Annotated in this window: 23 protein-coding genes; 5 read left to right on the plus strand and 18 right to left on the minus strand. The window is 51.9% G+C overall.

The genetic code is table 11. The features are described 5' to 3' along the window. Positions 1-95 precede the first annotated feature (95 nt). Positions 96-878 carry a tetratricopeptide repeat protein gene (locus AYI96_RS03670; RefSeq protein WP_025011302.1) on the minus strand — a complete coding sequence of 261 codons (783 nt, stop codon included), beginning with the start codon at positions 876-878 and terminating at the stop codon, positions 96-98. Positions 879-1,234: 356 nt separating this feature from the next. Between AYI96_RS03670 and crp the strand changes: the two genes are divergently transcribed. The 4 genes from crp (at position 1,235) to AYI96_RS03690 (ending at position 4,288) form a co-directional block, all read left to right on the plus strand. Continuing rightward, positions 1,235-1,870 (plus strand): cAMP-activated global transcriptional regulator CRP, encoded by a 636-nt coding sequence (crp, locus tag AYI96_RS03675; protein ID WP_025011303.1) that lies wholly within the window; start codon positions 1,235-1,237, stop codon positions 1,868-1,870. A gap of 84 nt (positions 1,871-1,954) precedes the next feature. Next, positions 1,955-2,302 (plus strand): PepSY domain-containing protein, encoded by a 348-nt coding sequence (locus tag AYI96_RS03680; RefSeq protein ID WP_039035548.1) that lies wholly within the window; start codon positions 1,955-1,957, stop codon positions 2,300-2,302. Then, positions 2,283-2,957, plus strand: a complete 675-nt coding sequence (locus AYI96_RS03685) for a response regulator transcription factor (RefSeq protein ID WP_039035530.1) — start codon at positions 2,283-2,285, stop codon at positions 2,955-2,957. Before AYI96_RS03680 ends, AYI96_RS03685 begins: the two co-directional genes overlap by 20 nt. Then, complete coding sequence (locus AYI96_RS03690; protein ID WP_039035529.1) at positions 2,957-4,288, plus strand: ATP-binding protein; 1,332 nt, start codon at positions 2,957-2,959, stop codon at positions 4,286-4,288. Before AYI96_RS03685 ends, AYI96_RS03690 begins: the two co-directional genes overlap by 1 nt. Before the next feature lie 92 nt (positions 4,289-4,380). Here the strand turns inward: AYI96_RS03690 and AYI96_RS03695 are convergent, their stop codons facing one another. The 11 genes from AYI96_RS03695 to AYI96_RS03745 all read right to left on the minus strand — a co-directional run bounded on the left by AYI96_RS03695 (position 4,381) and on the right by AYI96_RS03745 (position 19,951). Next, on the minus strand, positions 4,381-7,839 hold the full coding sequence (locus tag AYI96_RS03695; protein ID WP_144361025.1) for a zinc-dependent metalloprotease: 3,459 nt from the start codon (positions 7,837-7,839) through the stop codon (positions 4,381-4,383). A 23-nt stretch (positions 7,840-7,862) separates the two neighbouring features. After that, positions 7,863-8,726 carry a hypothetical protein gene (locus tag AYI96_RS03700; RefSeq protein ID WP_144361026.1) on the minus strand — a complete coding sequence of 288 codons (864 nt, stop codon included), beginning with the start codon at positions 8,724-8,726 and terminating at the stop codon, positions 7,863-7,865. A gap of 52 nt (positions 8,727-8,778) precedes the next feature. Continuing rightward, the gene (locus tag AYI96_RS03705) at positions 8,779-9,171 is read right to left on the minus strand and encodes a hypothetical protein (protein ID WP_101095568.1); all 393 of its coding nucleotides are present in this window, start codon (positions 9,169-9,171) and stop codon (positions 8,779-8,781) included. Between the two features lie 327 nt (positions 9,172-9,498). Continuing rightward, entirely contained in the window at positions 9,499-10,299 is an 801-nt protein-coding gene (locus AYI96_RS03710; protein WP_071476526.1) for a DUF1338 domain-containing protein, read from the minus strand. 83 nt (positions 10,300-10,382) lie between these two features. Then, a complete protein-coding gene (gene astD / locus AYI96_RS03715; RefSeq protein WP_144361027.1) occupies positions 10,383-11,843 on the minus strand; it encodes a succinylglutamate-semialdehyde dehydrogenase in 1,461 nt (486 codons plus the stop codon). Positions 11,844-11,853: 10 nt separating this feature from the next. Continuing rightward, positions 11,854-12,873 (minus strand): arginine N-succinyltransferase, encoded by a 1,020-nt coding sequence (astA, locus tag AYI96_RS03720; protein ID WP_039035546.1) that lies wholly within the window; start codon positions 12,871-12,873, stop codon positions 11,854-11,856. 101 nt (positions 12,874-12,974) lie between these two features. After that, positions 12,975-14,192 (minus strand): aspartate aminotransferase family protein, encoded by a 1,218-nt coding sequence (locus AYI96_RS03725; RefSeq protein WP_039035524.1) that lies wholly within the window; start codon positions 14,190-14,192, stop codon positions 12,975-12,977. 305 nt (positions 14,193-14,497) lie between these two features. Next, complete coding sequence (locus tag AYI96_RS03730; RefSeq protein ID WP_039035523.1) at positions 14,498-15,403, minus strand: alpha/beta hydrolase; 906 nt, start codon at positions 15,401-15,403, stop codon at positions 14,498-14,500. Between the two features lie 37 nt (positions 15,404-15,440). Continuing rightward, positions 15,441-16,583: an HDOD domain-containing protein gene (locus tag AYI96_RS03735; RefSeq protein ID WP_144361102.1), complete on the minus strand. Its 1,143-nt coding sequence runs from the start codon at positions 16,581-16,583 to the stop codon at positions 15,441-15,443. Positions 16,584-16,720: 137 nt separating this feature from the next. Then, positions 16,721-19,201 (minus strand): S9 family peptidase, encoded by a 2,481-nt coding sequence (locus tag AYI96_RS03740; RefSeq protein ID WP_144361028.1) that lies wholly within the window; start codon positions 19,199-19,201, stop codon positions 16,721-16,723. 177 nt (positions 19,202-19,378) lie between these two features. After that, on the minus strand, positions 19,379-19,951 hold the full coding sequence (locus AYI96_RS03745; protein ID WP_144361029.1) for an aminodeoxychorismate/anthranilate synthase component II: 573 nt from the start codon (positions 19,949-19,951) through the stop codon (positions 19,379-19,381). 168 nt (positions 19,952-20,119) lie between these two features. Between AYI96_RS03745 and AYI96_RS03750 the strand changes: the two genes are divergently transcribed. Beyond that, complete coding sequence (locus AYI96_RS03750) at positions 20,120-21,253, plus strand: GGDEF domain-containing protein (protein ID WP_144361030.1); 1,134 nt, start codon at positions 20,120-20,122, stop codon at positions 21,251-21,253. 41 nt (positions 21,254-21,294) lie between these two features. Here the strand turns inward: AYI96_RS03750 and AYI96_RS03755 are convergent, their stop codons facing one another. From AYI96_RS03755 to hflC, 6 genes are all read right to left on the minus strand, one after another. Then, the gene (locus AYI96_RS03755) at positions 21,295-21,747 is read right to left on the minus strand and encodes a ClpXP protease specificity-enhancing factor (protein WP_071476522.1); all 453 of its coding nucleotides are present in this window, start codon (positions 21,745-21,747) and stop codon (positions 21,295-21,297) included. Beyond that, positions 21,747-22,376 (minus strand): stringent starvation protein SspA, encoded by a 630-nt coding sequence (gene sspA / locus AYI96_RS03760; RefSeq protein WP_039035519.1) that lies wholly within the window; start codon positions 22,374-22,376, stop codon positions 21,747-21,749. The genes AYI96_RS03755 and sspA overlap by 1 nt, the downstream gene beginning before the upstream one ends. Before the next feature lie 95 nt (positions 22,377-22,471). Then, positions 22,472-23,167: a cytochrome c1 gene (locus AYI96_RS03765; RefSeq protein WP_039035518.1), complete on the minus strand. Its 696-nt coding sequence runs from the start codon at positions 23,165-23,167 to the stop codon at positions 22,472-22,474. Next, a complete protein-coding gene (locus tag AYI96_RS03770) occupies positions 23,164-24,381 on the minus strand; it encodes a cytochrome b (protein WP_025011323.1) in 1,218 nt (405 codons plus the stop codon). The genes AYI96_RS03765 and AYI96_RS03770 overlap by 4 nt, the downstream gene beginning before the upstream one ends. Then, positions 24,381-24,971, minus strand: coding sequence for a ubiquinol-cytochrome c reductase iron-sulfur subunit (gene petA, locus AYI96_RS03775; RefSeq protein WP_039035517.1), 591 nt, complete (start codon positions 24,969-24,971; stop codon positions 24,381-24,383). The genes AYI96_RS03770 and petA overlap by 1 nt, the downstream gene beginning before the upstream one ends. A 378-nt stretch (positions 24,972-25,349) precedes the next feature. Next, the gene (hflC, locus tag AYI96_RS03780; protein WP_039035516.1) at positions 25,350-26,273 is read right to left on the minus strand and encodes a protease modulator HflC; all 924 of its coding nucleotides are present in this window, start codon (positions 26,271-26,273) and stop codon (positions 25,350-25,352) included. Positions 26,274-26,276 lie beyond the last annotated feature (3 nt).

Raw genomic sequence — 26,276 nt, forward strand, 5'->3', positions numbered from 1 at the left:
CGCAAACACAATCAACCACAGCTAAAACTTCAACCAAAACCCCAGCGTTCGGCAAAGGGATTATCCGTATCGGCTTGAAGTATTCACAATGGGCGTTATTCCATCAAGGGCACCACTTCACGGTAAGGCTTGTGACTGCGATAACTCTCCAGCCGCTGCCGGAATTCAAGCGCCTTACTGAGATCCTGCGACTGCTCCAGCGCTGCAATGGCCTGCTGCTGAGTCGCCACCGCGGCGGTAAAATCCCCTAATTCGGCGTAAGCTGCCGCCAAGTTATCGAGATTGGTGGGGTCCTGATTGTTGTCTTCCAGTAGTTGCTTGGCAAGCGCCAACGCCCGACCACCATCGCGGTACTTGGCTTCGGGGCAAGTGGCCAGGATCCAGGCGGCATTACCAAGAGAGATGTCATCACCGGCCGAGCTGAAAAACGCCACCGCCTTGCCGCAATGGCGGTTAACCCCTTCACCACCTGAAGCATAGAGGAAACCCAGTCTGAACCTGGCCCAATGGTTGCCCTGCTCCGCCAACGGCAGATACCAACGCTCGGCCAGCGCCAAATCCCGCTGCATCAACTTGCCTTCAAATGCCAGGTCTGCCAGGGTTTGCTGCGCCTTGGTTTCGCCCCCTTCGGCAGCCTTGGTCAACCAGGCGAGGCCGGCAATTTTGTCCTCGGCAACGAAACGGCCGGAGAGGTACATCAAACCTAGCAGGTACTGAGCTTCCACTTCACCATTGGCGGCATTGAGCTGAATATAGGCCAGTTTGCTGGCGGCAATTTCCTTGCTTGGCTGGGGAATGGCAAAGGCCTGTAACTGTCCGCTGAACAGACTCAAGGCCAACATGGCAGCCGCTGCAATTAAGGGAGATTTCACTCTGATACCCTTTGATAATCTATGCATACAGACTCATAAATTAGCCCGAACCCGGCGTGAAAGTCGAGGTGAATTCAACAATAAAATGCTAATAATAGCCCTCAATGTGCTTGGCGAATTGTGAGCAAGGCTGAGAAGATGTGATTTAACCTACAGACTCGAGCGAATCCAGAGGCTTTTAATCTGAATTGGTTGACATGTATCACTAAAGTATCAGAATGATAACCAAGATTAGCGATTTAATTGCGTTGATTCACTTAGTCTAAACTAAGACCAGGTTCAAAGTTTACTCTTTGATATTGACGTAAAATCCTTATTTAGAATATCCTTACTTTCGTTTTAATCAATCGAGGAACATAGGCATGGCTCTGATTGGTAAGCCAAAACCAGATCCGACTTTGGAGTGGTTTTTATCACACTGTCACATTCATAAGTATCCAGCCAAAAGCACCCTGATCCATGCTGGTGAAGATTCAGACACTCTGTATTACATAGTTAAAGGGTCTGTTGCCGTATTGATTAAAGATGAAGAAGGTAAGGAAATGATCCTCTCTTATCTGAATCAGGGCGACTTTATCGGTGAATTAGGTCTGTTCGAAGAGCAAGCCGAGCGTACCGCTTGGGTTCGCGCCAAGCAAGCCTGTGAAATTGCTGAAATCTCTTACAAGAAGTTCAAGCAGCTGATCCAGGTTAACCCTGAAATCCTGATGAAACTTGCCGCTCAGATGGCACATCGTCTACAGAGCACCAGCCAAAAAGTGGGCAACCTGGCCTTCCTCGACGTAGCAGGTCGTATCGCTCAAACTCTGTTGCACCTGGCCAAACAGCCTGATGCCATGACCCACCCAGACGGCATGCAGATCAAAATCACCCGTCAGGAAATCGGTCAGATTGTTGGTTGTTCCCGCGAAACTGTGGGCCGCATCCTCAAGATGCTGGAAGAGCAGAACCTGATCCAGGCGCACGGTAAAACCATAGTGGTTTACGGTACCCGCTAAGCCAGCTTCAGCTTGATTTAAGCCTGATTCTATAGAGTGGCCAAGGTAATATCCTTGGCCACTTTTGTTTTTCGGGAGCATCAATTGAGAGGGCTATTTTTCATTAGCTTTATTAGCCTGACTTTGAGTACTGCAAAGGCTGAAGTGGCCAGTCCCCACCTGGAACCCGATCACGATATCGCCAAGGAATTAGTGAAATCCGGGACGATTCTCTCCTTGGATGCCACTCTCTCTCAGCTACAATGGGTGTGCCATGGCAAATTGATCGACGCTCATCTCTATCAGAAAGATGGTGAATGGCGTTATGATTTGCAGATAAAAGTCGAACATGGCCATATCGTCAACCTGAGCCTAAATGCAGGCACAGGTTTACCCGATAACCTAACCCCATTACCGAGCGAATGTCGTCCCAATGAAACTGCTACTCGTTGAAGATAACGCCCTGCTGGTTGAAGAACTGGCAAAACAATTAAAGCAAGCAGGCTATGTCACGGATGTCACCGACAAAGCCATAGAAGCTGACTATCTGGTCAAAGAAACCCAGTATGACTGCATCATTCTCGATATCGGCCTGCCCGATGGCAACGGCTTGCAGTTGCTGGAAAAATGGCGTCAGCAGGGACTGACCACTCCTGTGATCATGCTGACCGCTCGCAGTCAGTGGCATGAAAAGGTCGAAGGCTTCAATGCCGGCGCCGATGACTACCTGGGCAAGCCCTTTCATACCCAAGAGCTGCTGGCCAGACTGCAGGCAATTATCCACCGAACCCATGGCCGTGCCACTGTGCCCGGCAAACAATTGAACTTCGGCGGCGTCAGTCTGGATGAAGCCGAACAGACAGTAACAGTCAATGGACAAAGTTTCGACCTGACTGCCATGGAGTTTCGCTTGCTGCGAATTTTCTTGATGTCACCCAAGAAACTGCTTTCCAAGGCACAGCTTACCGATAAGCTGTATCAATTTGACGATGAGAAAGAGAGCAATGTGGTCGAGGTCTATGTCACCCACCTGCGTAAGAAACTGGGTAAGACGGCGATAGAAACCCGTCGTGGCCAAGGTTATATCTTTCACGGCAGCCAATCCTGATGATGTCCATCCGCACCAAGCTGAGCCTGTGGCTAACAGCACTGGTGTTACTGAGTACCCTGATAGGCCTGGCGTTTATGGAGTCCATGCTGCGTCAGGCATTTCACGACTCTATCATCAACCGCTTGCAGGAAGATCTGGAACAGGTGGCACTGGCGACTCACCTCAATGACGGTGAGATCCTGATAGATCAGAGCCTGCTTTCCGGCTTCTACAAACCCGCCTATTCCGGGCGCTATTACCAGCTCAACCTGCCGGATAGGGAGATCCGCTCCCGCTCCTTGTGGGATCAACGCCTGGAGATAGTGCAATTGGAGCCAGGGCAAACCCGCGCCTGGCAAACCAAGGGGCCACAAAATCACGATATTCAGTTGTTGTCACTGGGGCTGACCTCCAGCAGCAAGAAGATCAATGCCACTTTGACAGTGGCACAGGATCTCAGCATAGGCCGTAAGGTATTTACCGAGGTTTATGGCACTAAACTGAGTGTCAACCTGGCTATGCTGCTGGCGATGATCCTGGGGATATTTCTGGTATTGAGGCAATCCTTCAAGCCGGTTAAGCAGATAAAACAGGCGCTGGCCAAACTCAGGGAGGGGGAAATCAACTCGCTGTCACTGGAGACTATTCCTCCCGAAGTCAAACCTCTGGCCGAAACCTACAACGAGTTACTTGAATACACCAGTAATCAAATTCAGCGCAGCCGTAATAATCTGGGCAATCTCAGCCACGGTCTGAAGACACCACTGGCGGTGATGCGTCAGCAGGTCGAGGCGCTGGGGTTGAAAGATCCCGACACCGCCAGGGCACTGGAACAGCAGTTGGAGCAGATCCACAAGATGATAGAGCGTAAACTGGCGGCAGCGCGAATAACCGGCGATATGCTACCTGCGGCGCAGCTGGTACTGCCAAGGGATCTGGAAAGCCTGTGCCAAACCCTGGATAAGGTGCATAGATACAAACAAATCAGTTGGCGCTTCGATATCAGCGATGGCATTCCCAGGCTGCCAATCCACAGGGAAGACGGTATGGAGCTGCTCGGTAACCTGTTGGATAACGCCTATAAATGGGCCTCTAGCCTGGTATTGGTGAGGGTATGGCAACATCAGGGGCAGGTATATGTCAGTGTCGAAGACGATGGTCCCGGGGTGGCAGAAAAAAACATGCAAACCCTCACCCGCCGCGGCAATCGTCTGGATGAAGAGATCAATGGTCATGGATTAGGATTATCGATAGTCAAGGATATTGCCGAGCAGTATCAGTTGGATATCGACTTCAGCAGAAGCCCGGCACTGGGCGGACTCAAGGTTTCACTGACCTTTAAGGCCTGAAGGTTAGCCTGGCTCCTCAAAGAGCCACTGAAACAAGAATAAAGAACCCAGACTAGGCTGGGTTCTTTGCTATCAAGCTGTCAGACCTTGGCTCAATCAAGCACAGGCAGGTAGCTCAGAGCCAAACGATCACGGCTCAGTTGACCATTGAGTATCTCACCCACAGTGCCGCCCTTGAGCTGCTGCGCCAACAGTTCAGGAGAAGCCGAGGCGATAAACTGCTGCACTTCTTTGATGCGGGCAATCAGCGCCAGCGCCAACTTGTTCTCGGCGGTGGCGGCATAGATTTTACCGTTCAGGGACACTTGGGCCTGCATATCCAGCCCAGGGGCAGCCTGATGAATACCGACATATTCACGCCATACCCTGGCCTTTTGCTCACCCTGATAGTCGCTGTCGACCGAGGCCAACACCACTTGTCTCAGCATCATCTGCAGCAGGTTGCTCTTGCCTTTGGGTTGACCATTGACTGTATCAAAACCAAAGAAGCGTGATACTGTGCGGTCATAATTGGGCAGAGGCTCTATGCTCTGGCTGGCAAAATCGCTGTAGTAAGGCAGATACGTTTCCAGCTCAGGGCTGCTGTTACAGGCATCGGCAAACAAAGGCTTGCCATTGCTGACCAGATCCGGGCCATTACCCAGCGCCATGCGGCAAAGCATCTCTTCGAACAGCTTGCCGGTTTGTGGCAGATCCACCAGCGCCTTGTGACCGCGGCTGGAAGTCGATCTCGGAGTCGTGCGGCTCACCAAGGCACGCACTGCCAACAGTTTGTCCGGCCATACCCCAAGCACATCTCGCTCGTTGACATAAGGATGGTTGGGCGAGCCTTCAGGCGCCTTGACCCCGTTCAGCAAACGACCGGCGAAGGTAACATCGGCGCTCAGCATATCCCGGAACTCTTCCTTGATACCATAGTTGATGATCAGTTCCTTCAGCGCTTCTGGAGAGTCGGCAAACCGGCTGATCACTTCACCCGGAGCAAACCTCATGGTCATGTCGGCGCTCTTGAAACGATATTGCTCCAGCAACTTGGCAAAGTTGTACTGCTGTCTCAGCGCTGCCTGGCCATCTGCAGTGCGGAAGGTGACATCTACCACGGCATCATTTTCACCGGCAAGGCGCAGAAACAGGTCGGCCGCCTTGTTCATCGCCCTTTGGTTGGCACAATACCAGGTATCCTGGCCAGCTGCTTCTTTCACCTGGCAGTCGTTGGCGAAGAAGTTTTCCGGCAAGTCAAAGATCCCCTCGAGGAAGCTGACATCTTCGATAAACTGGCGGATCTCATCAAACTGGCGCTTGCGGGCAATGGTGTAACCCAGGCTGTGATCTTCATAAAGGGACTGACGGTTATGTCTCAGGTTACTGGTTTCATAGCTGTCCTGATATCTGTCGATATAGAACTGGGCAATGTCATCCAGGTTCTGACCGGCATCACTGCGGTTACAGTTACTGTTGAGCGACACATGCTCGTCGGTACAGAAGGCATAGCTGCGCAGCTTGTGGTCGCGGGCAATGTTATAGAGCGCACCGAAACGAGTCTCGCCCTGGAGCACGCCCTTTTGCAGCTCCTCACGACGCTTGGCATCTTCCTCTTTGAGGGAAACAAAATCACCATTTTCGGCTTCAACTTCACGGGCATAACCGAAACGCAGCGCCGCCAGGTCATAGGGCTCAAAAGTGGTCGCAAAGCGGTTAACGTTATAGTCCATCTGGCTGGAAAATTCGGCGTTCACTTTCAGATCCGAATAACCGGCACCGGCAAAAGCCTGGTTCAGTGTTTCCATTTCCTGTTGGCTAAAGGTGTTGTCACCATCGCGGCTACCGGCGAAGTTGTGTCTCAGGCCGAAGTTATGGCCCAGTTCATGGGTCAGAGTACCGGCAAAGGCTTGGGCGGCCAGCGCAGTGCTCAGGCTATCTTGCAGATCCAGGCTCAGCTTCTCGAATGCCTGCAGCTTACCGCCAACTTCACCATTGGCCCACAATTCGGCATTCTGCCAATCAATCTTGTGGTCCTTAACACCGGTCGGCAACATTCTTTGCTGACCGCCTGCGGCAAACACAGTGTCGATATGCATCAAAGTATGCTCGGACCAATAGTCACGGCTGGCTTCATCGAAGTCGGCCAAGGCGTTGAACTGTTGCTCAGCGGGTTTGAGTGGCAGAGCAGCCGGAGTGGCGGCTACCATCACATCGGCAGGCTTGTCCAGCGCGGCAGGCGCAGTTTCCAATGTTGCTAAAGCTGCAGGCTTAACCACGGCTTGCTGATAAGGCACGCCGGTGAGCGCTTCGACCGAAGCCGCATCCAGCTTGCCACGGTTATAATCCAGCATCAGTTGCCGATAGTAACGCACCGCGCCTTGCTTGAGGTTGGAGCTGTATTGGTTAACCCTGGCGCTGACAATCTCCCCTGTCAGTGGGTTGGCTGCTGATGGACCGTAACCGGCCAGACCGTTATCCAGAGGTTCATCAAACAGAGTGATATGGTTATAACGCAGATCGCCATGGCGTTTATCGCCCGCCTGCTCCAGCTTAATCTGTGGCAAGCCGGTATGATAACGACTGTTGGCGATATTCATCGCGGTCACAGACTCGATAGCCGCATCCAGGAAAGGCTTGTTCTTGGCTTCATAGAAGTTGTTGGACAAGTAGTACACCAACTCTCCCTTGGCCGGGTTGAAGCGGTTCAGGTAGGTTCGAACATAGCCATCCACCCCCTCTGAGTCGGTTCTGTCCCGATAGCTGTGACTGGAGTTGAAGAAACCAAAAGTGCCCTTCTCATGCTCGCTGTAAGGAATGGCTTGATAATCTTCACTGGCCAGCTGATCCAGCGCCACTATGGAGATAAATTCCGTAGTGGTGAACGACAGGTTATCCAGATTGCCACCGTAGAACTGATTGAAACACTGGCCCGATGCCTGGTAGGTGTGTTCAATCTCGAAGTTGATCACCCCCTTGTCCAGATCCATTTCATAGCCTTTGTAGGTTCCGGCATTGACCAGTTTTGGAGATTCAGTTTCGGTGACACACTCACCAAACATAAAGATATCGTTGATCCCCAGCTCAGCTATCTTGGTGTCGGCAAAGTCAGGCACAAAAAAGCGCTTGTCCTGCCAGGTCAGGTTGGCATCGGTATTGACCTGCTCGACGTTGATACATTCTCGCCACTTGTCTTCGGTACATCTGAAGTCTATGTATTCACCGGGGATGGTCAGCACTGGCGCCTGGTTGATGCCCTCCTGGTAGCGGCTGTCATGACCAAGACCTATGGCGTCCCGATCCAACTGACGAACCTGTATGCCATTCTCTGTCTTGTGCAGGGTCACCAACTTGGGATCACCTTGGCTAAAGCCGCGGATGGCAGCGGCATACCGCGGCGCCTTGCCGACACTGCGGATATAGAGATATTGGCGCTCACCGGCCTTCTCTATCGAGTCGCTGCTAATCTGTTTCTCATCTTTGGGCAACTCCTTGTATGGTTCTTCTCCTGCCCCACATCCTGCGAGTGCCAGGCTGGCTGCAATCGCCAGACTCAGACTTGACTTCTTCATTTAATCCTCTGAATAAATTGAGTTTATAAGTATTTTGTTACTGAGAAATAGAAGGTAGAGCTGCGCTTGTTATACAGCTCAAATCCTTCGGAAGGCCCCAGTTCCGGGTGGTAGAAACGGCCGCTGTTGTTATGGCCAATGGCCAGTGTCCAACTATCGGCAGGCATCCATCCCAGTTCCTGGGCAAAGGTGAATTGGTCATCCATACGACGACCACGGTAGTTCTTCGACATCCGATAGCGGCCGCTGATATCCAGGTACCAATGACTGGCAAATTGCCAATAGGCATCGGCCACCAGATCGACCTGATGTTCAATCAGCACCCGCTCACCGGCGGTCTTGTACTTGTAGGCGTTGTACCTGTATCTGGGAGACAGGTAGAAACTGAAGTTGCCCTCAGGACGATAGAAGAGATAAGCCGCCACTCTGGGGGCATACTCCAGTCTATCCAGCTTGGTGTAATGCGCCGCCGGCAGATAAACACCGACACTGCCCTTAAGCGACAGAGTGTCGGTCAGGGAATAGAGTGGCGTTCGATACTCGAACAAGGGGTCAAAAAGGCTCGACTCCTTACCGTGCAGCGTCTCTTTTTCACCGCCAAAGGTCAGCAGTACACTGCCCCAATCACTGTTGTAATCGACCCTGGCATCCAGGCTATAAGCCCGGTAAGCATCGAAAGCCGATTCACTGTAGGCATTGCGGGTATAAGACGCATTGAAATAGGCAGTCCATTCGCCGAATTCTTCCTGTTTGAGTTCAAACTCATTAACCGCCTGAGCTTGTCCCGCAAGCAATAGTAAGCCCAGCAAAGGGAAGATCGTCTTTGCTTTTTTACTTTTTATTATGCGTGACAAGGCCAGATCGCGGTGATAGATACCGGATCTCATATTTAAAAGCCTTAATTTATTTAAAACGAATTAATCTGGAGCTAATTCCAGTCTAAGAGGTACTGCCACGAATAGGTTTTACCCATTCGAGAAGTAATTGCGCCCAATAGGGCATCCAACCAAAGGAAAGTTGCGGGACACCCAGGTTGGGAATACGGGGCCCGCAGAAGAACAAAATAAACCAACTGACTGCTATGGCTTTAAACACTTCGGCCAAGACGGCGTTATCTGCCAGTTTAACAGCCATAATACAAGGCAAGGAAAGAGAATAGATTGCCAGCTGATTTACCTGTGATGTGTTCTGTTTGGCAATAGATATCAGTGTATTAACTTCTTCAAATTCATTAGATATCGCTGCATTAGAAAAAGCCAAAAACAATAGCAAAGGCATGGCCAACTTGACCAAGCTCAGTAATTTATTATTCGACTTTGTTCTCTCGTTCATGGTTTTTTCGCTGTTCCAAGTGGAATAGCGTCTCGATATTGATACTAATGCACTTAATACACATTGTTACGTATGTAAACAAGCATAGGCATGAAAAACCTTACAATCAACACCAATACTTAATGACTAGTCTAAATAGATTAAAAACTGGGTGTACGTCATAAAAAACATCATAAAAACAAATTAATAAAGTATGCAAAACACCAATGACAAAACATATTTAAAACACAATAAAAACATTGGGGCATCAAAATATTAAGCATGTCGTTTTGTTTATAAAAAAAGCCTCCCTAATTAAGGAGGCCATTTATAAGAATTTAAGCAATGCTATGCTTTGACGTTAGTGCTCTCAAAAATCTTATCTGCCGAGGCCGCAACAAAGCCGGTATAGAGTTCACCATCGGCTTTAGGGTAACGCAGGGCAAATTCATAGAAACAACTGGGGATCTCTACCGTCTTGTCATCAAAGGCGACGGGGATTCTGTCGGCCATGGTGGACGACTGTTCCAACAAGACTTCAGCTGAGCCTTTGATCTCACCGCCCACACTGTTGAGGATAAAACCAGCTTCCTTGAGCGCGGTATTGACGGCGGCCAGGGTGCTGAACTCGGCCAGATGGTTCACAGACACGGTAAAGTGATTGGCACGATAACCAAAGGCGGCAACCCAGGCAGCATACTCACTCTCGGCAAGCAGGGCTTGGTAGGTGCCATAATCAAGCTGCCAATGCCTGCCTGAATAAGTAAAGTTATCTGCGGTCAAAGCCTGGGTTGGGATCTGCTCAACCAAGTCGGTAACCCGTTGTTGCAGCTCTGGGCTAAACTCTTCCACCAGCAGCTCGGAAATGAAGACCTTGGGCTGAGTCGGATCCGGATGCTCAAAGTGCTTCGCCACCAGCTTTTTCTGCTCAAAGCGATAATCTCCGCAAGCCACATAGCCCAGCGCTTCGAAATGGGCCGCCAGCACATCCAAGCCCACCTTGGGCAGATTAAATGTACGCAAGGCGATATGGTCGTTAATAATCGCCTTGCCTTGACCCAACAGCTGATGCACTTTGGCCGCCGAAGGCGTCATCTTGATATAGTCCTGCCACATGGCATTGAACAGCGCATTGATATCTGTATGCATGGTTATTCCCTGTGTAATGCAGTTTGCCCAAAGGCAAATGGTATGTTCAAAAAAGGGAAGCGCCACTGCGCTTCCCTTCACTGTCAGAGGCTAAGTCCCGGACTCAATGCCTGTGGCAAACTCAAACCATCGGCCTCCATGGAAGCCACGGGGTAAGCACAATAGTCGGCCGCATAGAAGGCGCTGGCTCTGTGGTTACCCGATGCCCCGACGCCGCCGAATGGCGCCGCACCAGAGGCTCCGGTGATCTGCTTATTCCAGTTCACTATGCCGGCACGAATCCGTGCCAGGAAATAGTCATAGTCTTCACGGCTATCAGCCAGCAGCCCGGCAGAAAGGCCATAACGGGTATCATTGGCCAGCGAAATCGCCTGATCAAAGCTGCTATAGCGCACCAGTTGCAGCAAGGGTCCGAAATACTCTTCATCGGGCAGTTCAATCACCTCGGTAACATCAATCAGCCCAGGTGACACCAGGCCGGTACCGCTCTCAATATGGGTCAGTTCCACCAGCGAAACCCCGCCGAGATTCTGCAGATTACGCTGCGCCGCGACCATGCCCTTGGCGGCTGCTTCAGAGATCATCGAGCCCATAAAGGGCTGTGGTTCGGCATTCCAGGGGCCGACAGCTATCGCTTTGACCGCTGCAACCAGGGCGGCAATCAAAGCATCGCCCTGCTCACCTTTCTCTATGTAGAGACGGCGGGCACAGGTACAACGCTGGCCACTGGAGATATAGGCAGATTGAATAATTTCGTGCACGGCCGCCTTGATATCACTGATCCCTTTAACGATGAGCGGATTGTTACCACCCATTTCCAGGGCAAGGATCTTGCCCGGATGACCGGCGTACTGCTGATGCAGCAAGTGGCCGGTGCGGGAGCTGCCGGTAAAGAACAGACCATCAAGCTGAGGATGTGAAGCCAGCGCCTTGCCGGTTTCCACTTCGCCCTGCACCAGGTTGATAACCCCGGCTGGCAGACCGGCTTTCTCCCACAGCTTGAACATCAGCTCTGCCACTTTTGGCGTCAGTTCCGATGGCTTGAATACCACGGTGTTGCCCGCCAGCAAAGCCGGTACTATATGGCCGTTAGGCAGATGGCCTGGGAAGTTATAAGGCCCAAAGACCGCCACCACGCCGTGGGGCTTGTGTCTCAGCACGGCCCGCCCGGCAGGCAGTTCATTTTCAGTTTCGCCGGTACGCTTGTGATAAGCCGCAACCGACAGACCGATTTTGCCTATCATGGCACCCGCCTCGGTGGCCGTTTCCCACAATGGCTTACCGGTTTCCTGCGCTATGGTGTCGGCGATTTCCGCCTTATGGGCTTCCAGCTGATCGCGATAAGCCTCTATCACCTGCAGGCGGCCGTCAAAACCGAGCATAAACCAGTCAAACTGTGCCTCTCTGGCGGCTGCAACGGCAGCTTCTACTTGAGCCGGAGTAGCGGCATTACCCTGCCACAGGGTTTCACCGTTGGCCGGGTTGCTTGAACTCATTGCCTGGCCTTCGCCAGCGAGCCATTGGCCCTTGATAAATTGTGTCATTATGCTGTTCCTATATTGCCAATACCCTGACCGATTGCCCGTCTGCCACCAAGAGTGCGGCGGCCAACTCGCTCGACAGGATCACTTCTTCACTGTCGTCTGTCAGCGCCAGCTTGGCCGAACCGGCACGGTAGTCTGCCAAATGGGTGTTGGAGAGAATAAAGCTGTCCTTTGATTGAGGCATATCACCGATACGCACCGTCAGTAAGCGACTCTCGCGCACGGAGCGAATGTCCGCCAGGTTGCATTCAACCGTGGGGCCACCATCAAAAATATCCACATAGTTGCGCCAGCGGAAACCTTCCGCCTGTAACAGGCTCAAGGCCGGGCGTGTATTGGTGTGCACTTCACCGATAACCTTCTGCGCCGCTTCGGGCAACAGGCAAACATAGACAGGGCTGCGGGGCATCATCTCGGCCATAAAAGCCTTCTGTCCCAGACCTGAGAGGTAATCGGCCTGAATAAAATCTATGCCGAGGAAGTTTTGCTGCAGCCAGCCGTAGAAAGGGGAATTACCGTTCTCATCGCTGACCCCACGCATCTCGGCGATAACAGTTTCACCGAATCGATTGGCATGCTGGGCCAAAAACAGAAAGCGGCTGCGTGACAGCATGCGGCCATTGTTGCCCTTGCGGTAGGAATCTCTCAGAAACAGGGTGCAGAGCTCGGCGGCACCTGTGTAATCATGACACAGGCTGAGGGTTTCAACCTCGTTACGTACTTCTATCTGCGACGAATGATAAACCTCTGTACCCAGACGGTAATGGTAGAAGGCATCTTCCATTCCCACCGCGGCTTCCAGACCACAGGTGCCCACAACCTCTTGGGTCTCTGTATCTTCCAGCACCATGAGGTAACCTTCATCAAAAGGCGTTTCCACCGCCTTGGCGAAAGAGGTTTCCGAACGGGCGATTTTGCGGGTCAGCAGTTCATCATTGACCGGCAGCGAGGTGAATCCATGGCCCGATTCCTCGGCGATACAGCGCAGCGCCGGGAAATCTGAGGCTCGGATAGGCCGTATGATTAACATGGTTAAATCTCCACTCATCCACAGTTGCTGCTCCGTCGGGCCTGCCCGTCAGAACAGCAGCTGTGAGTTTATTGCGCTAAGTGGGCCAAGGCCCACGGGGATCAGGCGGCAACCACCTTGGCGACCGCTTTTTCAAAGCGTGCCAGACCCTCGGCAATATCACTTTCAGGGATGATCAAAGAAGGAGTAAAACGAACCACATTGGCACCGGCCATCAGTGTCATCAGGCCATTGTCGACCGAGGCCAACAGAAACTCACGGCTGCGTCCCTGATACTGCTCATTCAACACGGCGCCGAGCAACAGTCCTTTGCCGCGCACCTCGGAAAACACCTGGTACTTGGCATTGATTTTTTCCAGGCCATCACGCAGCAGTTGCTCACGGCGTTTAACGCCCTGCAACACTTCGGGGGTATTGACCAGATCAAATACCGCGTTGCTGACGGCACAGGCCAGAGGGTTACCACCATAGGTGGAACCATGAGTGCCCACTTTAAGATGAGCGGCAATCTTGTCCGTGGTCAGCATGGCCGCGATGGGGAAACCGCCGCCCAGGGCCTTGGCAGTGGTGAGAATGTCCGGCACTATATCTGTACCCATGTAGGCATACAGCTCGCCGGTACGGCCAACGCCGGTTTGCACTTCATCGAACACCACCAACGCATTGTACTTGTCGGCCAGTTCACGCACCTTGGCCAGGAACTCTGGAGTGGCGTTTATGATACCGCCCTCACCCTGCAGCGGTTCCAGCATGATGGCACAGGTCTTGTCCGACACCGCGGCTTCCAATGCGGCAACATCGTTGAATGGCAGGTGTGTGATCCCCTGCGGCTTGGGGCCAAAACCATCTGAGTAGGCGGCCTGACCACCGACACTGACGGTAAAGAAAGTTCTGCCGTGGAATGCCTTGTCGAAGGCGATAATCTGATCTTTTTCGGCGCCGAAATTGTCCAGAGCATAGCGGCGGGCCAGTTTCAGGGCCGCTTCATTGGCTTCGGCACCTGAGTTGGCGAAATAGACCTTGTCGGCAAAAGTGGCGTTAACCAGTTTGGTCGCCAATGCCAGTGCCGGCTCATTGGTCATCACATTGGACAAGTGCCAGAGTTTTTCGCCCTGCGCCTTAAGCGCCTCAACGGCGGCTGGATGACAGTGGCCCAAACAGTTAACTGCAATACCACCGGCAAAGTCGACATACTCTTTGCCTTCCTGATCCCAAACACGACTGCCATCGCCACGAACCGGGATAACGGGTGACGGTGCATAATTAGGCACCATGACTTCATCAAACTGGGCACGTGTCAAATTCATGTTTACACTCATTCCTTCTCATCCTTTGTGTTGTCGGCGGCTCTGTCGGCCACCGTTTTAAGCAGTTAATCTTTATTATTTGTGAGTAAAACTGCACTTACTTGTGTTGCTTAGGTGTCATTATTAGCGAAATTGTGATCAAAATACCAGTTTGATCAATATGCAGGAGCAATGCCTTGGCCTATAAGTGCATAAAGATCTGAGTTTGAGAATTAAGCAGGCAAATATCTGCCGTTTAACGGCATAAATAGTCACAAAAAATCTCAACTGACACCGAATTCGTTAACTATTCATACATTTTGAATAGTTAACGATAATCATAACAGTAGATTATTGCGTATAAAAGCAGCGATTTGACCCCTGGCTTCCATGGCCTCAGGCAAGAGTTCAAATAATGGAAAGACATGGGGCATATTGAGGTAGAAACCGGCTTCTATGCGACCGCCGTCGCGTAATACCGCCTGTTGCAGGCGCTCGGCATCCTGTAGCAGCAGCTCACGAGTACCGGCCAGCAGCAAGATGGGCGGCAGATCGTTAAAACAACCATAAAGCGGCGAGACCCGTTCAGACATGGGGTTACTACCGGCGAGATACGCGCCTCTGAGTCTGAGTAGCGATTCAATGGTGAACAGAGGGTCGTCGGCTGCCAGAATGCGCTCGGTGTCGCCTGTGATGCCGAGATCCAGCGCCGGAGACAGCAACACGCAAGCTCTCGGCAACGGTAACTCAAGTTGTTTCAGCTGCAACAACAGACTCAAGGCCAGATTGCCTCCAGCCGAGTCGCCCATCAGCACCAATTGAGTCGGGTCACAATGCTCAAGCGTCATCCGATAAGCTTCCAGCACATCATCACAAGCTGCCGGAAACGGATGCTCAGGTGCCAGACGATAATCAGGTACATAGCAATCTGCCAAACTGCGCTGCATGATATCGGCCAGGAAACGGGCATGGGCATGGGGAGTCTTGAAACAGAAACCACCGCCGCGAATATAGAAGAGGCTGACATCTCTTGGCTGCGGCAGCTGGTAATGGATGAGCGGCGAGTGGCTCAGTGGCCAGTGCTCGACCTTAAGCTCCTGCGGCCAGCCCAACCAGCGACGATCCATCTCCAATAAGCGCTGGCGAATAGCACTGAGTGGTACTTTGGCACTGCCGCGACTGACCGACGGCCGCGCCACATAAGTTAACAACCGGTTCAATACCGAGGCTTGCCAACTGGGCATAGCTCCTCCATGGAAGGCCTACAGGCTCCGCAACAGCTTAAAGCAGCTCGGGTTTGCGGTAATTCTGGCCTTTGAGACGAATGAGTTCCTGTTCAGTGAGCTCATGATACGCCATCATGATCTGTCTGTCCCTGAATTCCAGTTGCCGCATCTCTTCCAGTAAAAAACACTTGGCAAAACAATCGGCTTTAGCCAGCACTGCCGCATTGGGTGACAACTGACTGAACCCCAGAGCAGTGTCTCGCTCCTTGAGCAGAGTCACCATGGCCGCATCCGCAAACCCAAGCTGGGTCGGCAGTTGCCAATTGAGTGACAGCGCATGCTGCTTGACCAGGGAATAGACCAAAGCGGCGGGAAAATCACACAGGGCGATGGCATCGTAGAGCGCCTTATCCCTGTCTCGACTCGCCTCCCTGAGCCAGGAGCCGCGCAACTGCTCAAACAGCTTGGCGCTCATGGAGAGTAGCACTGAGATCCCCAGTTGTTGCATCAGGGAAACCGCATACAGCATTGGAGCATCCAAGTCATGCAACCTGGCCAGAGTTCTGGCGGCAATGCCCTGCACCTGCGAGAAACGCCATAGCTTGCGCACAGTCCAAAGCAAACTGGCATGACCTGTGGGCAGCCAGTGACGACAGGTGTAGCAAGGGATCAATACCCGCAGGTGCTCAACGCCTATATAGCTGAGCACCAGCTTGAGGTCTGTCAATTGCACATCCAGATTCTGCGGCCTGCGAGCCCTGAATGAGGGGCTGTTGACCAGAGAGCTCAAGTCCCTCACCAACCAGCTCTGCTCGGCAACGACCGGGCGAAGGCGTGCCAGATCAAGCCTTGGGTGCTGCAATAACTCCAGCAGTAAGATCTGTTTATCTGTTATGCCAGATAAGCGTGTCACCTCTTCGATGGAGGCCAGATGGTTGCCGAGTTCAGCCGCCAGGGTATAGTTCAACTGAACCGACACTCTTTGATAAAGCGCCTTGGCCTGTTGCTGCCTCGCGAGCCGCTCCAGAGTCGCCTCGCGTTCAACCTCAAGCTTGAAGGCCACCGCCGCCAGCTCAGGTTCAAGCTCATCGCCACCGCTATCAATGCGTTGCTTGCCCAGTATCAACTGCTGATACAGGCGCTGCTCTATCTCTATTACACTTCCGGGTTTTACGCCCCCCGCTACCGACAAGGCCAAATTATTACCTTCCTGCCACACCCGTACCCGGGCTCCATTTTTTATGTTAGTCCCTTTATTGTTATATATGTAGCGGCTTTATCAGCAATATCTTGATAGCAAAAAGAAACAGGCCTCGAATGAGGCCTGTAAAGTGACTATTTCAACTCTTGTTCAAACAACTTATAGATGCGGCGATACTCGTCCAGCCAGCTCGATGGCTGTCTGAAGCCATGGGGTTCAACCGGGTAGATAGCCGTCTCAAACATCGGCTTTTCCAGCTCTATCAGTCGCTGCACCAGGCGGACACTGTCCTGGAAGAATACGTTGTCGTCCATTACCCCGCTCATGATCAGCAGCGGCTTTTGCAAGCCCTCGGCATGATAGATGGGCGAACTGCGTTCATAGGCGATGTGGTCCACATCCGGGGTGTTGAGTATGTTCGAGGTATAAGGCGCATTATAGTGAGCCCAGTCGGTCACAGGCCGCAGCGCGGCACCGGCCTGGAACAACTCGGGTTGGGTAAACAGTGCCATAAAGGTCAAAAAGCCGCCGTAAGAACCGCCATAGGTGCCTACCCGCTTGGCATCAACATTGGCATGCTGGCTCATCCATTTGACACCATCGGCCAAGTCTTCCACTTCCGGATGCCCCATATTACGGTAGATGGCGGTGCGCCAGTCGCGGCCATAGCCTTTGGAGCCGCGATAATCCATGTCCATCACCACATATCCCTGCTGTGCCAGCAGGTTATGGAACATGAACTCACGGAAATAACCGGAAAAACCATAATGGGCATTCTGCAGATAACCGGCACCATGATTGAAGATCACCGCCGGATATGACTCGGCGCGATCCTTGTCGAAACCTGCCGGCAGATACACCCTGGCATAGACTTCACCGGCGCCATGGCTGGAAGGCACGGCAACCACCTCAGGCGCCTGCCAAGGATAACTCTTGAAGCTGTCGCTGGTGTAATGGGTCAGTTGAGTCAGCTCACCGCCTATGACTTGAATATAGAGCTCATCCGGCCGGGTCAGGTTGGAGGCGGTCAATAGCAGCGAACGGCCATCCGGGCTCAGGCTGTAGTCGAGCACCCCGTTCCACTGGGTCAGTTGTTCATCCTTGCCGCTACTTATCTCAACCCGATAAACATTGTACTTGCCGGGGTGTTCTTTGTTGGCCTTGTAGTAGATATAACGATTATCCGGGCTCAGGGTGATGTCACTGACCACGAACTTACCCGAGGTCAAAGCCCGCGCCTTGCCACCGAGCGGCTTGAGATACAGCTGCGAATAACCGCTCTCTTCCGACAAGTAGTAAAGGGTCTCGCTGCCGGGTAACCAACCATACTGATTGTAGTCATAGTTGACCCAGGCATCGTCATGCAGCCTGTGCTCAGTGACTAGCTTGCCCTTGGCCAGATCGACACTGGCCAGCCAACGGTCTTTGTTGTCCACGGCTTCCAGCATTACGGCCAAGCGCTTGCCTGAGTCTTGCCATTGAATGGCGCTCTGACTCCAGCCCCAATCCTGCATCAGTTGGATCTTGCGCGGGACTTTTTCACTTTCGTAGCGCTCCCCCTTCGCCTTGGCGTTTTCGGCCTTGACGCCGGCCAACACATCCTGGTTGTAGCCGAGCAAGCCTTCGATAGTTATCTCTTTCTGACTCTGCTGCTGCAAGTCCAGCAGTACCAAGCGCTGCCCTGGCGCCTTGTCTTCAGCCACTCTGGCTCGCACGGGTACAGGATCGACATAGCCATCTTTGCCAAGATAGTTGGGCATGATGTCATGCTCGCCACGCCAGTTGTAACTCTTGTCCTGCAACGCCAGCAGCAGATAGCGGCCATCCGGCGACAGGCTCAGTTCCACCAGCTGCTCACTCTCGCCCAGATACCAAGGCTTGGCCGACAGAGTCGGGTCTTCATTCTGTAACTGCTGCTGATATGTCTCCCGAGACTTGGCGTTTTCCTGCTGTTTGGCCACATAGCGGATCAGCTTGTGTTGCTCCTTGGCGAGATAAGTTTCCGGCTCTTTGGTCTGTGCCGGCTCTTTGGTCATCTTGATATCCGCGAGCTGTTCCACAAGGCCAGAGCCTGCATGCAATCTGAATACCTGCCCCGCCTGCCAATAGGCAAGATCGCCATTCGCTAAAAAGCGCAATCCTTCAATCTTGGTATTTTGCCGGGTCAACTGAGTGATCTCACCGCTGCCCAACTCCTTTACAAACAGGTTGCCCTGATAGACATAAGCCTTACGGCGCTTATCCGGGCTCAGAACGCCGTCTCGTTGCGAGACGGTATGCAGCTCAGACAGCGCCAGCTCCTGCGCCTGTTTGTCTGCCACTCCCTGACGATAGTAACTACGCAGCACAGATGCACTCTGCTGGCGGGCGAACAGCACAGCGCGGCTGTCATCGCTCCAGTAGGCACCTTTGGGGGCAAGTCCCATCCAATCGGGATCCGCCATAATTTGATTCAGAGTTAACGGCTTGTCGGCCACAGGAGGCGCTGCCAAGGGTACTGTTTGGCTGGCTTTGGTGATCTCTTGGGTGGTGAGTTGCGGCTCGGTGGCGGCGCAGCCGCTGAGAACGGCCAGAGTCAAAACACTCAGACCGGCATGACGCATCAGGCTTTTCATCATCCTTCCTTTTTATAGTTATCTTGGCCGCCGGGAAGCGACATATGACAGAAAACAAGCGATTGCGGCCTGTTATACCATATTTGCCAAAAGATGTTGTTCTGCAAAAGCTGAAAACTTGTAAAGGCTTGTTAAGGATGGAACCTTGGTACGAATCCGGGACTGGCTCACTGCTCCTTAAGCCAGACGCAGAAAATTATTGAGCAGTTCAAGCCCCTGCTGGGTCAGAATGGATTCGGGATGAAACTGCACGCCGTAGAGGCGTTTCTCGGCATGGCTGATGGCCATGATTTCCCGCCCGTGTACCGGGTCATCATACCAGGCATCCAGACTGAAGCCTTCAGGCACAGATTCAATCAGCAGCGAGTGGTAGCGGGTCACGGTCAAAGGATTGGCCAGGCCTTGAAACAGCCCACGGTCATTGTGACTGATGGCCGATGTCTTGCCATGCATCACCCGCTTGGCCCGAACCACCTTGGCACCGAACACCTGAGCCAGCGATTGATGCCCAAGGCAGACGCCCAGGATAGGCAACTTACCGGCAAAATGTTCGATGGCGGCCAGCGAGATCCCCGCCTGATCCGGGCTACAAGGCCCGGGAGATATCACCAGATAATCCGGCGCCAACTCGCGGATCTCATCAAGCGCAATCTCATCGTTACGCTTGATAACAGGCTGCTGCCCCAACTGCTGAAAATACTGCACCAGATTAAAGGTAAAGGAATCATAGTTGTCGATCATCAGCAGCATTGTGGTCTCACCTTATCTTTGCCCGCAATTGCACGGTAAAGGTTGTGCAGGCGAGAGATGCTACCATACTGACGCACAGGGATCATGCCGAAAGTCAGCCAAGACTGGTTCAACAACGAGGTTTGAATTAAGCTGATATTTCGAGTGGCTTCTCAAAGTGCTTTGCCTATGCTCAATATGACCAGGTTACTGAATTTTTTACTGATGCTAGGGTGTGATAGATGTGCTGTCAAAACCCGGGAGCGCAAAGTCATTCAAGTCAACTTGGGCGTACTGGTTTCCATAGCGACTATATTATTATTTACTTTCGGCTTTTATATCAGCGGCAATCAGGGTTTTCTCCTTTCCGGCTTGAATCAGCTGCCCTTTGTTGCCCTGCTGCCTCTGGTGTTACTGCTCAACTACAAAGGCAAGTTCTTTGCCGCCAGATGGTGTTTAATGTTGCTGTTGATGGCCGATGCCGCCACAGCTTTAATGACAGCCCAAGGTACCAGTATCAAGATCCACAGCTATTACCTGCTGTTTGCCATCATGTTGGTTGTACTGTTTGAGATCCGTGAATGGCGTTCTATCCTGAGCCTGATGTTAGCCAATCTGGGGTTGTTCAGCTTCTTTGAGCTGCATGGCTGGCCATCCCACCCAGATATCGCCCTGCTTTCTACACATACCCTAGCTGTTTTACAAGCCTTGGTGATCTGCTCCTGTATTATCAGCTCCTGCGCCATACTGCTGATCAGCGAAATGTATGCCGAGCGCGCCGAGCTGGTACTGCAACATCAGGCCGACACAGACACCTTAACCGGATTGCTCAACCGCCGCGCATTCATGCGCCAAGTCGCACTGCAAAGAGAGCAGCCGGGACACTGGGCGCTTTCCCTGTTGGATCTGGATTTCTTCAAAAAGATAAACGATAACTTTGGCCATGATGCCGGCGATGTCGCCCTTATCCATGTCAGCAAGCTACTCAAGCAAGCGCTCAAGCCTCAGGAGCGACTGGCCAGAATAGGCGGGGAAGAGTTTGCCTTGCTGCTGAGGCTGGATGAAGCCGGGACTCAGGCCCTACAGCAAAGAGGCGAGCAACTCCTTGAGTCTCTCAGACAACAAGGCCTGGAATATCAAAGCCATTACCTACAACTGACAGCTTCTGCAGGCCTGGCGACTCTTACTCCGGGAGTTAGCGCCAGCGAGGCGCTCAAACAGGCAGACAAGGCTCTGTATCAGGCCAAGATAAATGGTCGTAACCGAGTGGAGCTGGTAGATGCAGTATTGCAGCCGTTGAAAAGAAAAAGCCAGTCATTGTGACTGGCTTTTTGCAATGCTTAAGCTGAAGCGTTGACCCGGTTTTATTTAACCAAAGTCAGGTGGCCACGCCGCTTGGGCTTGTCTGCTGTAGGTTCAGTTTCGGCTTCAGTCCGTGGCTGTTCAACCTCTTCAACCACATTCAGCAGTGATTCCTCACCCTCTTCAAGCAGATAGGCATCTTCCATATCGAATACTGTACCGGCACCGTTTTCACGAGCATAGATGGCAACAATAGCAGCCATAGGCAGCAGCACCTGCTGTGGTACACCACCGAAACGGGCATTGAACTCAACAAACTCGTTACCGAGCTTCAGGCCACCGACAGCACTGCCGGCGACATTCAGTACAATTTGACCATCCTTAACATACTGCAGCGGTACCTGAGTATCCGGCATAGTGGCATCCACTACCAGATGTGGAGTCAGCTGATTATCCATCAGCCACTCATAGTAAGCTCTAAGCAAATATGGACGACTTGGGGTCAAATCTTTCATCAGATACCCATGCGCATTTCGCGCTCGGCTTCGGTCAGAGAGGCCTTAAAGGACTCACGCTCGAAAATACGGTTCATATAGGCTTTGATGTCTTTACCTGTGCGGTTATCCAGTTCGATACCCAGCACTGGCAGGCGCCACAACAAGGGGCCAAGATAACAATCGGCCAAACCGAACTCTTCACTCATGAAGTAAGGCATTTCGGCAAACACAGGCGCGATAGACAGCAGACTTTCCTGCAACTCTTTACGGGCCGCATCGGCGCGGTCACCCTTACGAATACGATCAACCAGGCAATACCAGTCTGTATCGATGCGATGCATCATCAGACGGCTTTGACCACGGGAAACCGGGTAAACGGGCATCAGCGGCGGGTGCGGGAAGCGCTCGTCCAGATACTCCATGATAATACGGCTTTCGTATAACACCAGTTCACGGTCGACCAGAGTTGGCACTGAGTTGTAAGGGTTGAGTTCCAGCAGATCCTCTGGCATATCATTGGGATCTACCTGCAACACATCAACAGTTACCCCTTTTTCAGCCAATACGATGCGAACCTGATGGCTATAGAGATCATCGGCACCTGAGAACAGGGTCATGATAGAGCGTTTATTGGCAGCAACAGCCATTGATACCCTCCGGAATTGAAAAAAACAAATGTAAACGAGGGGCAATGCCCCCCGTTTACATTATGCGGATAATATATTCTACCCCTTTCTAAGGGTTAGTGTACATCCTTCCAATATTCTTTCTTGAGCAGGTATGCGATCACGAAGAATATAAACAGAAAGCCGAGTACCCACTTACCCAGGTTTTCGCGCTCCAATTTAACCGGTTCAGCCGAGTAAACCAGAAAACCGGTAAGGTCGCGAACCACCTGATCGTACTCTTCCGCAGACAGGCTGCCACCGCTGACAGTGATGCTGCCATCTTCCTGCTTAACCGGCATACCTTGCAGGCCTTCCAACACATGCGGCATACCGACTGACGGGAACACTGTGTTGTTCACGCCGAAAGGACGACTTGGGTCTTTGTAGAACCCTTTAAGATAGGAATATACCCAATCTTCACCACGGACACGGGCTACCAGAGTCAGATCCGGTGGCGCGGCACCGAACCACTTGGCCGCATCTTTGGTTTCAATCGAGTTTTCCATCAGTTCGCCGATCTTGGCATCTGTGTGGATCAGCTTGCGCATCTCGTCGACAGGGATATCCAGATCTTCAGCAACACGCTGATAGCGCTGATACTGAGTGCTGTGACAACCGGCACAGTTGTCTTGAAACAGCTCTACACCACGGCGCAGCGACTCTTTATCTGTCAGATCAATATTGGCATCTTCCAGGTGCACATTGTGACCACTGGCGGCAGACACCATACCAGGCACAAAGGCAACCAAAGCAATCAATAACTTTTTCATTTGAATGTCACCCTTTCTGGTACTGGCTTGGTCTTTTCACTCTTGCTGTAGATGAACAACAGCAGGAAGAAACCGAAGTAAGTGAAAGTAAAGATTCGGGCAACAATGGTCAGCGTTGGTGTCGCAGGTACCGCTCCCAGGTAACCCAGGACGATAAAGGACACAGCAAACTGAGCAATGTTCAGCTTGTGAATCATGCTACGGTAGCGAACCGACTTAACCTTACAGCGATCCAGCCATGGCAGCACAAAGAGTACGGCAATCGCCAGACCCATCATAACCACACCACCCAGCTTATCCGGTACGGCCCGCAAAATGGCGTAGAACGGAGTGAAGTACCATACAGGCGCAATATGCTCAGGCGTCTTCATTGGGTTAGCGGCTTCAAAGTTAGGCTTCTCGAGGAAGTAACCACCACCTTCAGGCATAAAGAACAGTACGTAACAGAAGACAATCAGGAAGCCGGCAACGCCCATGATATCTTTTACAGTGAAGTAAGGATGGAATGGGATGCCATCGACAGGCCAACCATTTTCATCTTTATTCTTTTTGATTTCGATACCGTCAGGGTTGTTGGAACCCACTTCATGCAGAGCAATCAGGTGCAGGAATACCAGTACGACAAGTACCAGAGGCAACGCAATAACGTGCAGAGCGAAGAAGCGGTTCAGGGTTGCACCTGAGATCACATAGTCACCACGGATCCACAGGGTCAAGTCATCACCGATAACCGGAATAGCACCGAACAGTGAGATAATTACCTGAGCGCCCCAGTAGGACATCTGGCCCCATGGCAGCAGATAACCCATAAAGGCTTCGGCCATCAGTACCAGGAAGATCAACATACCAAACAGCCACAGCAGTTCACGAGGCTTTTGGTAAGAGCCGTAGAGCAGGCCACGGAACATGTGCAGGTAAACCACCACAAAGAAGGCCGAAGCCCCGGTGGAGTGCATGTAACGCAGCAACCAGCCGTACTCGACATCACGCATGATGTATTCGATAGAAGCAAATGCGCCTTCAGCGGTAGGCACATAGTTCATGGTCAGCCAGATACCGGTCAACAGCTGGTTTACCAGAACCAACAGCGCCAGAGAGCCGAAGAAATACCAGAAGTTAAAATTCTTGGGGGTAGCGTACTGACCAACATGGCGGTTATAAGTTGCCGTCATAGGGATACGCGCATCGATCCAGTCAATTATATTCTTAACCATTATGCAGCTCCCTGGTCTACGCCGATGAGCACGTTACCATCATCAATATATTGATGTGGAGGAATCACCAGGTTCAGCGGAGCAGGTACGCCCTGGAAGACGCGACCGGCCATATCGAACTTGGAACCGTGACATGGACAGAAGAAACCTGAAGTCACACCTTCAACCTGCTCTGCAAAAGAGTCTGGCAGGTAAGTAGGTGAACAACCCAGGTGAGTACAAATACCTACGGCAATAAAGTACTCAGGCTTAATCGAACGTACGCCATTTTGGGCGTAATCAGGCTGCTGTAGTTCGTCAGAAGCAGGATCCCGCAATCTGTCATCGTGGGTTGGGAGCTCGTTAAGAACTTCCTCGGTACGGCGGACAATCCATACGGGTTTGCCACGCCACTCCACACGGATCAGCTGACCTGGCTCTAGCTTACTGATATTTACTTCTACCGGTGCACCTGCAGCTTTCGCTTTGGCACTCGGATTCCATGACTTTATAAAGGGAACCGCTACAGCGACGGCACCAGCACCGCCCACTACGGCGGTTGCAGCTGTCAGGAATCTGCGACGTCCGGTATCGACTGGCGCATTGCTCATCCACTTATCTCCCAGAGGGTGTTGGAATTTTTGTTTTTCAAGACTTTAGGCCTCTTAGTTCTCACTAAAGGGAAAAGCCGAATTTTGAGGCGGGGCTCATTATAGCGAAAAATTAGAAGCAGATCATAGTCAAAAGACATAAGTTGGTTAAGGAGATTACAGTTTTTTAGCTGTCCGGGTTAAAAAAACAGCGGATTTAGGCGGCTAAACACCAGCATCTCGAGAGTAATTCAATTAAAGCTGAATTATAACCAGTTGATTATTAACAATATATATTTGCTTTACACATTAATACCAATAATTCTGTGACTTTCACATCAAGCTAAGAAAAAGATAAAAAAAGACCCGGAACCAGTCCGGGTCTTTCGAGCAACACTGTTACTTGCCTTTTTGCTTCATGTATTTGAAGAATTCGCTGTCCGGCTCCAGCACCATAATGTCTGATTTACCGGCAAAACTGGCCTTATAGGCTTCCAGGCTACGCAGGAAACTGAAGAACTCAGGATCCTTGGTATAGGCATCGGCGTATATCTTGGCGGCAATGGCATCACCTTCACCGCGAATGTTCTCCGCTTCACGACGAGCATTAGCCAGAGTCACCACCACGTTGGCGTCGGTCATGGCGCGAATTCTCTCGGCCGCTTCCTTACCTTCAGCTCTGTGTTTCTTGGCTACCGCCTGACGTTCGGCACGCATCCGTTGGAAAATACTGTGGCTGACGTTGGATGGCAGGTTGATCTGTTTAACCCTGACATCGACCACTTCAATACCCAGACCTTCAGCGCTCTTGGCGGCATTTTCCAGAGTGATGCGCATCAAGTCATCACGGCTGCTGCTCTCGGCCAAGTTTGTGCTGCCTTCGCTGGTACCGGAAACAATCTGTTTGATGGTCAGTTTACCGAACTCGGTACGCAGGTCACTGTTGATCTTGCGCTGCAGCAACGACTCTGCCTTGGACTTGTTGCCACCTTCTGTTGCCAGATAGTATTTTTCAAAGTCCTTGATACGCCATTTGACATAAGAATCCACCATCAGGTCTTTCTTCTCAGAGGTCACAAAGCGGTCGGCTGCACCATCCAGGGTCTGGATACGGGCATCCATATAACGGACTTTGTCAATCAACGGAATCTTGACATTCAGACCCGGGCCATAGACTCGGGGCACCATCTTACCGTCAACATTGTCTTTCAATACTTCACCAAAGCGGGAAACTATGGCGCGCTCCCCTTCGTTGACTACCATCAGTGAAGACACACCAACAATCGCCAGCAGGGCAATAATAATGAGTACAAATCTGCTCATGGT

The organism is Shewanella sp. MSW, assembly GCF_007636515.1.
In the GTDB taxonomy this organism is placed as follows: Bacteria; Pseudomonadota; Gammaproteobacteria; order Enterobacterales; family Shewanellaceae; genus Shewanella; species Shewanella indica.